General features: G+C 41.6%; 12 protein-coding genes. 3 read left to right on the forward strand and 9 right to left on the reverse strand.

The window, feature by feature from the left end; genetic code table 11:
* Positions 1–158: 158 nt before the first annotated feature.
* Together ftsH and JMX63_RS02255 are read right to left on the reverse strand one after the other, a co-directional pair.
* Positions 159–2,054: an ATP-dependent zinc metalloprotease FtsH gene (gene ftsH / locus JMX63_RS02250; RefSeq protein ID WP_057761422.1), complete on the reverse strand. Its 1,896-nt coding sequence runs from the start codon at positions 2,052–2,054 to the stop codon at positions 159–161.
* Between the two features lie 401 nt (positions 2,055–2,455).
* Entirely contained in the window at positions 2,456–3,088 is a 633-nt protein-coding gene (locus JMX63_RS02255) for an RlmE family RNA methyltransferase (RefSeq protein WP_057761424.1), read from the reverse strand.
* A 334-nt stretch (positions 3,089–3,422) separates the two neighbouring features.
* On the opposite strand from JMX63_RS02255, the gene JMX63_RS02260 reads away from it, so the two are divergent.
* Together JMX63_RS02260 and JMX63_RS02265 are read left to right on the forward strand one after the other, a co-directional pair.
* Positions 3,423–3,734, forward strand: a complete 312-nt coding sequence (locus JMX63_RS02260; protein WP_057761426.1) for a YhbY family RNA-binding protein — start codon at positions 3,423–3,425, stop codon at positions 3,732–3,734.
* A 235-nt stretch (positions 3,735–3,969) separates the two neighbouring features.
* Positions 3,970–4,743 (forward strand): DOMON domain-containing protein, encoded by a 774-nt coding sequence (locus tag JMX63_RS02265; RefSeq protein WP_201570630.1) that lies wholly within the window; start codon positions 3,970–3,972, stop codon positions 4,741–4,743.
* A 155-nt stretch (positions 4,744–4,898) separates the two neighbouring features.
* Here the strand turns inward: JMX63_RS02265 and JMX63_RS02270 are convergent, their stop codons facing one another.
* Complete coding sequence (locus JMX63_RS02270; protein WP_160022325.1) at positions 4,899–5,627, reverse strand: CHAP domain-containing protein; 729 nt, start codon at positions 5,625–5,627, stop codon at positions 4,899–4,901.
* 249 nt (positions 5,628–5,876) lie between these two features.
* On the opposite strand from JMX63_RS02270, the gene JMX63_RS02275 reads away from it, so the two are divergent.
* Positions 5,877–6,392 carry a hypothetical protein gene (locus JMX63_RS02275; RefSeq protein ID WP_201570632.1) on the forward strand — a complete coding sequence of 172 codons (516 nt, stop codon included), beginning with the start codon at positions 5,877–5,879 and terminating at the stop codon, positions 6,390–6,392.
* A 298-nt stretch (positions 6,393–6,690) separates the two neighbouring features.
* Here JMX63_RS02275 and lpxC read toward each other — a convergent pair whose 3' ends face one another.
* The 6 genes from lpxC to murC form a co-directional block, all read right to left on the reverse strand.
* Entirely contained in the window at positions 6,691–7,608 is a 918-nt protein-coding gene (lpxC, locus tag JMX63_RS02280; RefSeq protein ID WP_201570634.1) for a UDP-3-O-acyl-N-acetylglucosamine deacetylase, read from the reverse strand.
* Between the two features lie 322 nt (positions 7,609–7,930).
* Complete coding sequence (gene ftsZ / locus JMX63_RS02285; protein WP_201570636.1) at positions 7,931–9,136, reverse strand: cell division protein FtsZ; 1,206 nt, start codon at positions 9,134–9,136, stop codon at positions 7,931–7,933.
* Positions 9,137–9,402: 266 nt separating this feature from the next.
* Positions 9,403–10,695, reverse strand: coding sequence for a cell division protein FtsA (ftsA, locus tag JMX63_RS02290; RefSeq protein WP_057761435.1), 1,293 nt, complete (start codon positions 10,693–10,695; stop codon positions 9,403–9,405).
* 164 nt (positions 10,696–10,859) lie between these two features.
* Positions 10,860–11,648 carry a cell division protein FtsQ/DivIB gene (locus JMX63_RS02295; protein WP_201570638.1) on the reverse strand — a complete coding sequence of 263 codons (789 nt, stop codon included), beginning with the start codon at positions 11,646–11,648 and terminating at the stop codon, positions 10,860–10,862.
* Positions 11,649–12,025: 377 nt separating this feature from the next.
* A complete protein-coding gene (locus JMX63_RS02300) occupies positions 12,026–13,018 on the reverse strand; it encodes a D-alanine--D-alanine ligase (protein ID WP_227673213.1) in 993 nt (330 codons plus the stop codon).
* Positions 13,019–13,041: 23 nt separating this feature from the next.
* Positions 13,042–14,481 carry a UDP-N-acetylmuramate--L-alanine ligase gene (gene murC, locus JMX63_RS02305; protein WP_201570640.1) on the reverse strand — a complete coding sequence of 480 codons (1,440 nt, stop codon included), beginning with the start codon at positions 14,479–14,481 and terminating at the stop codon, positions 13,042–13,044.
* Positions 14,482–14,505 lie beyond the last annotated feature (24 nt).

Genomic DNA, 14,505 nt, shown 5'->3' on the forward strand with positions numbered 1-14,505 from the left:
CCATCGCAAGTAAAGTTTATAATGCAGTTTTAATTATTGTTATCTACGCTTATGATACCAGTAAATCTTATAGGGTTCTAAACCCTTCATAAAATGATGACAATAAAAAAAGCCCTCTATCATAAAGGGCTTTTTATCAAATATGGATACACTAGCACTTACATCGCTGGTAATGGCGGCGGAGTAGCACCAGTTGTTTTAACATCATTTTTCGACAAGTTTACTTCGTTATGCTGGTAAACTCTCGGTGGACGTGGCTCTTCACCTGCTAAGATATCTTGCAGTTGGTCACGATCAATGGTTTCCCAGTTCATAAGTGCATCAACCATCGCATGCATTTTGTCTTGGTTGGCTTCAATCAATTCACGAGCGATATCATATTGCTCTTCTAGCATACGACGCACTTCTTCATCGACCTTCTGCTGCGTGGCTTCTGAGATAGTACGTCCACCACCGCCGAAATATCCTTGCGAGTTGTCGTCATCTTCATACACCATGATACCAAGTGCATCAGACATACCGTACTTCGTGACCATCGCACGTGCCATTTTAGTAGCTCGTTCAAAGTCGTTCGAAGCGCCCGTCGACATTTGATTGATAAACACTTCTTCGGCGATACGACCACCAAACAAAATAGCAATGTCGCTCAACATTTTCGACTTGTACATACTGGTCTGATCATGCTCAGGCAACTGCCAAGTGACACCAAGGGCAAAGCCACGCGGCATAATAGTGACTTTATGCACCGGATCTGTACCTGGCAATAGCTCAGCTACTAACGCATGACCCGCTTCGTGATAAGCAGTGGCACGGCGTTCTTCTTCGCGTATCACCATGGACTTGCGTTCAGGACCCATATACAACTTGTCTTTTGCATCTTCGAAGTCATTCATATCGACGCTAGTCTTGTTACGACGCGCGGCAAACAATGCCGCTTCGTTTACAAGGTTGGCAAGCTGTGCGCCACTAAATCCAGGTGTACCACGAGCAAGAGAACTGGCATCTACACTGATCGTGTTTGGCAGTTTTTTCAAATGCACTTTCAATATTTGCTCACGGCCTTTGATATCTGGCAAGCCTACTTGTACTTGACGGTCAAAACGACCTGGACGTAATAATGCTTTATCAAGCACGTCAGCACGGTTGGTTGCGGCAATAACAATAACGCCTTCATTGCCTTCAAAACCATCCATCTCAACCAATAGTTGGTTCAATGTCTGCTCGCGCTCATCATTACCGCCGCCCATACCGGAACCACGATGACGACCGACTGCATCAATCTCATCAATAAAGATGATACAAGGAGCGCTTTTCTTCGCCTGTTCGAACATATCACGAACACGAGATGCACCAACACCGACGAACATCTCAACAAAATCAGAGCCTGAGATTGAGAAAAACGGCACTTTTGCCTCACCAGCAATAGCTCTTGCTAACAACGTTTTACCTGTACCTGGAGGACCTACCATCAAGATACCACGAGGAATCGTTGCACCCAACTTGGTAAATTTGTCTGGATCACGTAAGAACTCAACCACTTCAACGACTTCTTCTTTGGCTTCTTCACAACCAGCCACATCTTCGAAGTTAACGTTGATTTGATCTTCGGTCAGCATCTTCGCTTTCGATTTACCAAAGCTCATTGGGCCGCCGCCTTTACCGCCAGCGCCGCCCTGCATATTACGCATAAAGAATAAGAACAGACCAATAATCAATAGAATTGGGAAGCTGGCTATCAGTAGTTGCATTAGTACGCTTTGGCGCTTTGGTGCCGTTCCTTGAACTTCGACTTGGTTCTCACGTAGCATTGGCATGAGCTGGTCATCTGACACAGCTGGTCTAATGGTCTCAAAAGATGAACCATTTTTCTTTTCGCCGGTGATCTGTTCGCCGTCGATCTCGACACTGGCTACTTGGTTTTCTGACACTGCGGTCACAAACTCAGAGTAGTTAAGGTTATCCGGCTCAGAAGATTGATCAAAGCCGCTAAACACCAGCACCAAAACGCCGATTACCACCAGCCACAATAAGGTATTTTTTACCATGTCGCTCACTAGTTATTCCCATCCCTTACTTATTGGTGTGTTTATTAAACACGTGACGTCTATAAACGTATTGCTCATTTTTAACGAATATCCCGATAATAAAAAACTGCTAAATTAAACTTATATGATTTATAGGTAGCCTAAAAATTGTTTTTATAAATAATCAGTATGAGAGAAACATAGATATACGATCATTGAGCTTGTAAAACGCTTATTATCAGACGACTTTGCCTAAAACGTATGCTAAAAACAAAGGTAATATACCATGATATGTGGTGCTAACCCGCATAATTCAAGCAGGTTTCACGATTATTCATTTAACAATTGACGCAGATTTTATATCGCGATAATAACACTTTATGGTGGTTTACCCTCACGCTTACAAGAGCAGCAACCTATTGATGTCAAAACTATTTAATCGCTATCCAAAACATCTCTTTTGAGCGTGGTCGTGACGCACCTGGCTTTATACTACGAATCTTACTAAAATCCTGCTGCATCTGCTTGCGTAATTCTTGTGTACCCTCGCCTTGAAACACTTTCATAATAAGTGCGCCACCTTCTGGTAAGGTTGCAAGCGCGAAGTCTACTGCCAGCTCACATAAGTACATCATACGTGGCTGATCGATAGCACTATTCCCAGCCGTGTTGGGTGCCATGTCAGACAATACGACATCGACTTGTCTATCACCCACTTCTGCCATAATGGCATCAAACACTTCGGCTTCACGAAAATCACCCTGAATAAAGGTCACATCAGGCAAAGTATCCATCGCCAAAATATCAGAGGCAATCAAGATACCATCATCACCTACCAATCGACCAGCCACTTGTGACCAGCTACCAGGCGCACTGCCCAAATCTACGACCGTCATGCCTTTTTTGATCAGGTTGGTTTTTTCATTAATCTCTAATAATTTATAAGCGGCACGGGCACGGTAGCCATCTTTTTGAGCTTTTTGTACATAATGATCATCAATATGCTCTTTCATCCAAGCACTGCTGCTCTTTGATAGTTTTTTGTTTTCGATACGCGTGGCCAAAATACCTGCTCCTATTGCTTTACTAAATCTAGCTGCTTTAATTGCTCTATCACTTACAAACTGATATTAATCCGTTGCGGATTATTCTAAATACGGTGTTAATCAAATTTTTTATTCATGGTTGGTTGCAAACTGACCAAATTCTATTGGTTAAATAACTGTTTTATAAGGCAGTAGCGTTTATAATGTACCAAACATTCAGTTTAACATTTTCGTCACGTAAAATCGTGCAAAATCCTGCTGATCTCATGCAAGATGGTCACAGATTATCTATAATGATCAATAACTGTTTTTGACAGTACCATTTTTATTTTTACCAACACTTAGGAATTCTATGCAACTCGATAACGCTACCATTAAACGTCTAAAAGGCATCGGTCACGAGCTAAAGCCTATCGTTATGATCGGCAACAAGGGTATCACCCCGACCATCACTGAAGAAATCGATCGCGCGCTAACAGATCATGAACTTATCAAGGTGAAATTGCCTGCTGGCACGAAAGAAGAGCGTGACATCGTTGGCGCTGAACTTGCTAAAGCGGCTAATGCATCTTTGGTTCACTCTATTGGTCGTATGGCATTATTACTACGCAAAAACCCAAATGCCAACCCAAAACTGTCTAACCTAGCACGTCACGCGCAGTAATATGTCATACCCGACTAGACTTAAGTGACTGGGTTTTATGCTCACTTATATCATAGCCAAACGATAACGAAATACAAAGGCCGCGACGCTTCTTGCTCGCGGCTTTTATGTTTTCCGATAGTCTCGGTTATACTTATCATATAGTATTAGTGTCCTTTAGTATTAGTGCTCTTAGCCAGTATGATTTCTCTTGTCACTATCACCTCTTTATTATTACCATCGAGATGTACTTATAATGAACCAATCTTTTAACCTCTCTATAGCCACCGAGACGATAGCGAAAGACGCTCAGCAATTAGGCGTGTCTATAGAAGATCTTGAGAATATCTCTATCGAAGTAAGTACAGAGATCATCCAACAGCCAGCTTTGCAATTAATGCTGACCTATCAAGTGACTCTGCCTAGCCAAACTCTAGCAAACCAACTCAATTGGCGAACATGGCAACAAACTCAAGTAAATTTCACTGATTACCTATGGGAAGAGACGTGCCTTGAATGTTTTATTGCTGGCAGCAAGATTGCAGGCTGTAAGAATGATGACGAAGATATCGTAGCAATTCACCATCCAGAACCTCACAAGATACCACTTCAGCAAACAACTGCTTATATAGAGATTAATGCGAGTCCTGATGGTCGTTATGCACTTTATCAATTTGAGAGCTATCGTAACCCTGCGGCACTACCGCCAGTACCGTTGTATGAAACTGATGGAACCACACGCGCATCTGTTGGTTGGAACAACCATAAGGATTTGACAGCCTTATCAGTAGCAAGCCTACTATCTAGCACTTCAACGGTAGTGCAGACACCTGCTCATTATGAGCGCAGCTTTAGCCTACCTATAACGCAGCTACCGAATCAACAATACGCTATTGCAAACATGAAGATTGAACAAATACATCCTTGTGTCATCTTATGGTTTGGCAAAACTGACTTATATTTTGCCTCGGGCCATGCATCCCCGCCTGATTTTCACAATCGCGACTATTGGCCAAAGTTTGAGCTTTGATTTGGTTGTATGAGCTGTACTCATTTAAATACAGCTATTCTTAGATATAATTATTTAAAGCACAAAAAAAACCCAGTAATGTCATAAAGAGCATTACTGAGTTTGGAGAAAACTTTAGTCTTATTTAACTGATGCTTACTTCATTTAACCGATGTTTATTTGTCAGCCATCGCAAGGTAGATACCACGATCTGACGCATCATCAACATACTGCGAATCACGCCATGTCGTATAGCTGTATGTACCGCTATAAGGGCTAATGCTGTTTTGACGGAAGTCAGATACCCAGTCATTGCCATCAAAAATCTGAATATGACCATGTGGACGGCTTGACGTGCGGTTATAGACAACGACATCACCAACTTGTGGTGCCATGTCGTTACTGATCTTGGTAAAGCCGGCTTGGGCTAGCGTGCCACGAGAGGCGTACTGATAGGCTGAAGGGTTAGGCGTAAATTCGTAACCTGCTGATTGTAATGCTTTACGTACATAGCGAGCACAGTAGCCAGAGCTTCTAGATAGAGCGACGCGAGAGGCATTTGCTGCTGCAATAGCAGGAGCAGAGTTGCGGTCAGGTACGCGGCTTGCTTGCTGCTGACGCTGCTCGTAAGACAAACGACTGGTCAGTGAAGCGAGCTGATATTCTTTTTGCTTAGCATGAGCGCTTAGGTTGTCAATTGCTTGACTGATCTCATCGTTGCTATATACATGTGCACCACTGTTAGTGCTATAGATATTGCGACTAGAACCATAGTTCGCAGAAGTAGAAATATTTGTGATGGTATGACTCAAGGTATTATTTGGTTGAAAGGTTGTTTCGGCAGCACCACTCGTCTGTGCGATACCCATTCCCAATACTGACAAGATTAATAAAGCTTGTTTCATAAATTTACTACCTATTGTTAATACAAGTCTGCTCGTCATCCGTAACGAAGCATCAATTAATTTAGAGGATATAATCATCAAATAGACGTGATAAAATCCCTATTACAACGGTTCATTCTTTTCAAATAGTGACTAGTGCCAGTAGTACTTCCCACCTAGTCAACTATCTTATAAGCCATCTGCTATATATTGCTTTTAGCATGTCTGTTATGAGTATCGAGTTTGTCACCTATTAGATGAGTACTTACGATGTCAAAAAAACAGCCTAATCGGCTTGCCCAGCTTATAGATCATCAAGCATTTGCTGGTAGCGCGCTACCTCAAACCCTTGCTAATAACATGCGACTATATATAGAAGCAACCAACGAGATAAAAGAGCTATTGGTAGACTGTCTACCTGAAGAAATACTCAATACCTGTTGGGTTGTAGGCTTATCACCTGAGCAGTTGATATTAAGTGTTAGCTCAATGACAGCAGCAAATCATATTCGCTATTTACATAGCTCGTATTTGCAAATACTAACAGAGCAGTCAATTACATTTAAACAACTCAAGCAAATTCGCGTCGTTGTGGCTAAAAACTCTACTGATAATTATTCATCTAAACAATCATCAACATCATCACTGCACTTACCAAATTCTCGTAAAGCCAATGAAAATCAGGCGCTTAGCCAGAACACAAAACGGACTATATCACAGGCCGCAGAGCATGTCACCACTGATGAAAATCTCAGAAAAGCCCTTTTGCGTTTGATTAATCATTAAAAATACCGACCATTAAATGTAAAGTTATGTAAATAAGAGCAGGTGATGGCATTGATAAAGATGGATTTTTGTAATGTATCAGATAAAAAAAATCCTCCGTTAGTTACATCCAGATTATGGATATAACTAACGAAGGATTAGAAAACCATCTACAGCTTTTGTGTTATGTGCCTTAACGGAAAATTCATATATTCATATAGACGATATATTCAAAATATAGAATATTATATAAATGTAATTATGAGCCTACTATGTAATATTGCGTAAATGTTTCGATACTTCCTGTATATTCCTGTATTTATCCTTCAATAACCAAATCGTTAAGCGGTAAATACTCGATAGGACAGGTTACATTGTCATCAAAAGTTACAATTTCAAAGTTATCTTCGTCAGACAGTATTTCACGTACCAATAAATTATTCAGAGCATGACCAGACTTATAGGCATTAAAACGACCTAAAATTGGGTAGCCAATCAGATGCAAATCTCCCAAAGCATCTAAAATTTTATGACGGACAAACTCATCGTTAAAACGTAAGCCTTCGGCATTAAGTATGTTGGCATCATCGATAACGATAGCATTATCCATACTACCGCCAAGTGCTAAGTTATTTTGACGTAGCGCTTCTATATCACGTAAAAATCCAAAAGTACGCGCAGTGCTTAATTGTTCGATGAAGTTCTGTGTAGAGAACTGCAACTGTGCATGCTGAAAGTTCTTATCAAACGCAGGATGATCAAAATCAATCTCAAAGTTTAATTCATACCCTTCATAAGGACGTAGCTCTGCCCATTTATCTTCTAGCTTTACTCGTACTGGACGTATAATTTTAATAAATTTCTTGGCTGCTTCTTGCTCACAAAATCCTGCATCTAGTAAGAGCGCAACAAAAGGCGCAGCACTACCATCCATAATTGGTATCTCTGAAGCAGAAACACGAACTAACAGATTATCTACTCCTAGTCCAGCTATGGCACTAAGCAGATGCTCAACCGTGCCCACTCGCGTACCACCAAATACTAAGTTCGATGACATCATCGTGTCTTGTACTAAAAACGCACTCGCTGGGATTGGATGACCACCTTCTATATCAGAGCGCTCGAAAACAATACCAGTGTCAATCGGCTGTGGATGAAACTCCAAGTCAACAGGCTGACCACTATGTAGACCAGTACCCGTAACGGCTATTGCTGTTTTTATGGTTCTTTGGTTCATGGTTGTCTTCTCACATATTTTGTTACAATTGACATAGTGTACCATTACCGACCCCTTATTCGCTATATATAAAAAGCGCTAATTTTCTTATCTCCTTGATTGATAACACTTATCGTCAATATTCTATTGCTGATTTTTACTTTATATGGCCTATTTAATACTATAAAAAAGTGAGATTCACATAAGTTTCGACAGTCATATACATATAGATTACATGGAAGACTGCCATGATTTTTCTTATAGAAAACGTTTCATCTTTTCTCAAACAAAAAAACCAGCGTTAAAACGCTGGCTTTCTCTTACTCACAGTAAATTAGAATTACTATTTATTCTGTTGACGTTTTAAATAGTCTTGAATACTGTTTGTTTTAGTCTTAGGCTGCTCTTGAGGTGCACTTGCACTAGGACGTGCAACGCTATCTTGATGCTGCTGAGCTTGTAACTGCTTCTGACTGTTTAAAGCGCTGGTATGTACATTAGGATCAACAGGTTGCGTGCTATTAACAGAAGGTACTGGCTGCTCTACTACTTCTGGCTCTTGACCTGCGTTTTCATCTAACGTTAAGCCAGTTGCGATGACAGTTACATGTAAATCGTCACCCATTTTTTCATCAATCACAGAACCGTAGAAAATGTGAGCGTCGTCGATGTCAGTAATTTCTTCGACTATTGCACTGATTTTGCTCATTTCATCTAGTGACAATGACTCTGAAGAAATAACATTGACCAGTAGACCTTTTGCATTTTCTAAACGCAAATCATCAAGTAGTGGTGATCTGATGGCTTTTTCAGTCGCTTGACGCGCACGATCATCACCGCTGGCACGACCAATACCCATCATCGCATGACCTTTCGCAGTCATCGCCGTACGGATATCGTTAAAGTCAATGTTGATCATACCTTCGCTAGCGATGGTTTCCGCAATACCTTGAACGGCGTGCAGCAATACATCATCCGCTTTTTTGAAAGCATCTTGCATAGAGATGTTGCCGTATACACTCATCAACTTATCATTTGGAATCGTGATAATTGAGTCGACAAAGTTAGTCAGCTGCTCAATACCTGCTTTTGCAGCTTTGATACGCTTACCACCTTCGAATTTGAATGGTGTGGTCACAACCGCAACTGTTAGTACTTCCATTTCTTTCGCAATACGAGCAACAACTGGCGCTGCGCCTGTACCAGTACCGCCGCCCATACCAGCAGTGATAAATACCATATCTGAGTGCTCAAGCAATGCGCGAATCGCTTCTTCTTCGCTCTCTGCTGCTTCACGACCCACTTCTGGATTTGCGCCTGCCCCTAGACCACGGTTCGTTTTTGCACCCAGTTGCAGTTTGTGCGGTGCAGTAAGACGATCTAGCGCTTGTTTATCTGTATTGGCACAAACGAACGTTACACCTCTGATGCCTTGCTGTACCATATGTTCAACTGCATTACCGCCGCCGCCACCAACACCGAATACAGTGAAGCTTGCTTGGCCATTGTTTTGAAGCTGATTATCATCTGGCATGGTGTATTTTGACATAAAAAAGATTCTCCAGTTGCAGATAGCGTGTAAGTCGATACATAGTAACGCACTCATGTGGCGCGCTATCGACATACTATATATAAATGTATTTAAATAAAACAGGGTATGGCTAAAATCGATCAGTATAGACAATAATATGTCATTATTACTTAATACTTTATTTTTAAAACTAATTTATTCGCAATATTACTTTATTTTCTTGCTTAACTAACTTAGAGACATTCCATAATGTATGGATGCTCTAGATATGAGGTTAAACGAATCTATAGTATTTTCTTTAAAACATTTGCAAACCGTTGACCCGCACTCCGAAATACGCCTGATACTCGATTGTTTTGAATCGCTTCAGGTTCACTTTTTTCGCTACGGCGGAATTGCTCGCTCTGACTATATAACAATGTGCCAAAAGCCGTCTGATAAGCACGGTCATTCACTTGACTATTTAATAGCTTAAACGACTCATCATTATCAAAATGATTATAAGCACTGATAGCAGGATGAGTATTGGTCAGTACGACAGGCATTTTTAGTAGCTTTTTGGCAAAGGGTATCATACCTTTAATCGTACTACCGCCGCCAGTCAACACAATCCCTTTATCGATATAGCCTATCAAACCTGCTTCGTGTAATTGACGCGCTACTTCAGTAAATATCTGAACGTAACGAGCTTCAATAATACGTGCCAAGTTATAAATTCCAATATTGATTTCGTCGCCCGATCCTTGAGGTTTGAACAAAAAGAAGGCGCTTGGGTCGACACTATTAACATCAGCTGTGCCATGAGACTTCTTCAGCTTTTCAGCTTCAATCATGGAAATACCAAAATCAGCTGAAATATCCATTGTCACTTCATGACTGCCTGTTGCTATACAGTGTGTAAAAATCAGCTTATTTTCTTTATACACACAAATGCTGGTCGTACTAGCACCGATATCTACTAAGCAAACGCCTTGCTGGCGTTCCTCAGTCATCAAACTATACTCAGCACTGGTCACTGCATCAAAAACAATATGATCAATGCCGACGTCACAACTTTGCAATAGTTTTTGGATATTCTGACGGCTGGCAACAGGCATCATCATCATGTGGTACATCACGGTGATATTGTGTGCCATCATTTCGATGACATCATCCACCATAAAGTCTTGCTCATCGACATAAATACCTTGCTGACAGCAATGCATCAAATAATAGTCAGATGATAAATCACGCGACTTTGCATTGGCCAATGCTTGTACCATGTCTTTGGCACGTACCACTTCATCTTCTACTTTGACCTCTCCAGCACTGTTTTTGCTAGATAGCTCAGGGGTCGCAAGCGTTAACCAAACACTATGTACACGGCAGTTAGCGGTGTCTTCTGCTTCTTGAATGGCTTGCTTAATAGCACCTTGCAGACGTTCACGGTGCTTTATTTGACCTTGATAAAAATCGCTGTTTTTAACTTGTCCTACGCCCAAAATACGAATGTCTTTTGCAGAGACAACATTGCCTATGACGACATATACTGCCGTGGCACTTAGATGGACAACAACCAGATTTTCATTATTTTTCATGGTACCAGACAAATTATCGCTAAATAGAAGAGCAAGTAATGCTCTTCTATTAAATCATTAAAAAAAGCGTTACTAATACGCTATGATGTTGTACATATTTTCTTCAAACTAAATAAACCATATTAGCTCACATCGGTTATGCATAGATGTAATACTTACTTAGGCTATTCTGATTCAGCACTCTGTGTCACGTTCCAAGCGATGGTAAAGCCGTTTTTGTATCGTAAATCTACAGACTGCATGTCATCTCGACGCGTACTTAACTGATTACCAAGCAGTTGGCTTAAATTCAGTAGTTTTTGCGCCGTGTTTTCATTGTCTACAATCACACGTAGCCCATTGTCAAAGCGAATTAGCCAAGTCATTCTCGGTGACAGAATGATATCGTCGACCTGCATACCAAGCGGTGCATACCAATCATTAACTTGCTGCATCTGTTGCATAATAACTGGCGCTTGAGACATCTCACCCTGTAAGGTCGCAAAACGTTCTTGTGTTAAATCTCTACTATCAGCAGGAACAAATACATCCCCTTTTGCATCAACCAAACGTTCCGTACCAAAATTGGCAACTGCTTGCTTGGGTAATGCATTGACGACGATGCCACGTTGCCAATCACGAGAGATACTTACTTGGTCTACCCAAGCTAAGCCCATCGTGATGTCTCGCAATGCTTGCAAATCAGAAGTAAAGAAGCTACTTACTTGCTGTTGTTCCATCACATCTTGTAATGAGCGATATTGAGCAGCAGACAAACCTTGATTACTGACATAAATATTTGCTGGCGGCGCATCACGTAGCGCTTTGCCGCCCATCATTAATATTAGCACTAGCAAGCCTAAGACCAGTACCATAAATAGATACTTTACCGTTGCTGGTATTTGGATCTTAGATTTTGGGCGACCGGCTTTATCACTCATCAAGTCAGTTACCTCGTTGACAGTTTGAGCCATAACGACCTTTGTCCCTATATTTGCATAAAACTGATCATGCTATTTATTGATATAAATCTGCGTATTTTTGGCAGAAGCTTATTAAGTCGATATGTTATCAAATTTTATTAAAAATATAGCTTATATACAGCGATTACGTTGATTTAAACGTAACATTTTTCTTAAATTATGAATAAGTTATCAGTTGTATTCACAAAACAACATAAATATCACCGAAATAGACCTATTCTTACAATATTAACGTATTTTATGGTTAAACAATAGCCAAACACCAACTACCAGCAGCGAATTTACACAAGTTTACATGAAGCTGTGGTATAGCAGCTCTAGTGACACAAAGAGTCGTCACTATCTGCTCAATTTAGTTGATTTGACAGTTATAGTGTTTGCGCCAAAATGTGCCAGCATAGTGCATCAAAATCTAGTCCGCGAGCTTTGGCCGCCATCGGAACCAAACTATGACTGGTCATACCTGGTACGGTATTGATTTCCAGCAACCAAAAATTGCCTGCTTCATCTTGCATGGCATCGATACGTCCCCAGCCTTTTGCATCTACTGCACGAAATGCTGCAAGGCTTAAATCTTGCAGGTGCTTTTCATCAGCAGCGCTCAATCCACAAGGAATATAGTAACTGGTATCGTTACGATTATACTTGGCTTCAAAATCATAGAAGTTAGTAATGTCGGCAGGCTCAAGGCGAATAACTGGATAAGCTTCGTCATCGATAATCACAATCGTAAATTCGCGACCTGTAATCCAGCGCTCAGCCATCACCGCATCACCACATTCCACTGCAGTTGCATAAGCGGCAGGCAGCTCATCAAGATGATTGACCTTGGTCATGCCAATACTTGAACCTTCATGAACTGGTTTAATGATAAGTGGCAAACCTAGCATGTTAACCACTTGCTGCCAGTCAGTATCAGCCGTCAATAATGAAAATGGTGCAGTTGAGAGACCGCAACCTTGCCACAGTTGCTTAGTACGTACTTTGTCCATACCTAGTGCAGAAGCTAGAATCCCTGAACCAGTTTGCGGTATATCAAACCACTGTAATACGCCTTGCAGCAAACCATCTTCGCCGCCACGACCATGTAACACATTAAACACGCGGTCATATTTGCGTAGCTCAGTAATGTCTTGGTGCTTTGGATCAAAGTGAGTGGCATCAACGCCTTGGTTTTGGAGCGCTTGTAATACTGCTGCACCACTGTCCAAAGACACGCTGCGCTCATTGCTACTGCCACCATAAATAACGGCTACTTTGCCAAATTGACTGGCATCTTTTGCATGAGTCGTCGTGTCTAAAGATGTATCATTGATAGCTGCATTTTGAGTGCTATTATTGTCTTTATTATCAGTTGTCATGAGGATCGTCCCTAAATTTTAGCTTACTTAATATAAAGGTTATTGGCAGCCAAATCGATAGCAATCTGCCCGACATTACCAGCGCCTTGGGTAATCAGCATATCGTTGGCTTTTAACAAACGCTGCATAACAGGAGCTAGATTGTCTTTATCAATAATAGTCGGTTCAACTTCACCGCGCAAACGGATACTACGCGCTAGTGACTTGGTATCAGCTCCGGTAATCGGACTCTCACCTGCTGAATAAACATCTAATAATAATAGCTCATCAACACTCGATAGCACTTCTACAAAATCATCGTAGCAATCACGGGTACGGCTATAACGATGCGGCTGAAATAGCATCACTAAACGACGATCAGGGAAGCTTTGACGAGCAGCTTTAATGGTCGCATCGACTTCTTTAGGATGATGACCATAATCATCAATCAATAAGACATTGCCATCATCGATATCGACAGAAGCATGCTGCTCAAAACGACGACCCACGCCTTCAAATTTTTGCAGGGCGCGCTCAATCGCTGCATCATCAACGCCTTCATCAGTTGCCATCGTGATGGCAGCAAGCGCGTTATAAACGTTATGTGTACCAGGAATATTTAACGTTAGGCGTAATGGTTCACGGTCACGGCGCAATACGGTAAAGTGAGTTTTGGTTCCTTCTGTCACTAAGTCTACAGCTTGTACATCATTGAACGGCTCTAGACCAAAGGTCAATACTGGACGACCGATATCATCGATCATTGCATATAGTTCAGGGTCGTCACCGCAGACCACTGCCAAACCGTAAAACGGCATGTTTTGTAGAAACTGGATATAAGCGGCTTTTAATTTATCAAAGCTGTTTTCGTAGGTTTCCATATGGTCTTGGTCGATGTTGGTCACAATCGCGGCCATCGGATGCAATGACAAGAATGATGCATCAGACTCATCAGCTTCTGCTACTAAGAAACGGCTGCTACCCAATGCCGCGTTTTTGCCTGACGCATTTAACTTACCGCCGATAACATAAGTAGGATCTAGCTGTCCTTCTGCCATCATCGTGGTGAGCAAACTGGTTGTCGTCGTTTTGCCATGCGCGCCAGCAACTGCGATACCATGACGATAGCGCATTAGTTCACCCAGCATATCGGCGCGGCGTACCACTGGCAGACGCGCCTCTAACGCAGCTTTTACTTCAGGGTTGCTACGATCAATCGCTGATGATACAACGATGACATCCGCATTGGCGATATTTTTAGAATCATGACCAATTGATATATTAATCCCAATCTGCTCTAGACGTCGAGTAACCACGCTATCAGCGATATCAGAGCCACTGACTTGATAGCCTTGATTATTCATAACTTCAGCGATACCGCACATCCCTGAACCGCCAATACCAATAAAATGCAAGTGCTGGATGCGGCGCATTTCTGGTATCTCAATCAAACGCTTAGGTAGAGCTTTCGCAGAGGTAGACATAAGGAGTTCTCTTTATTAAAGGCT

It is taken from the genome of Psychrobacter nivimaris, assembly GCF_904846365.1.
In the GTDB taxonomy this organism is placed as follows: Bacteria; Pseudomonadota; Gammaproteobacteria; order Pseudomonadales; family Moraxellaceae; genus Psychrobacter; species Psychrobacter nivimaris_B.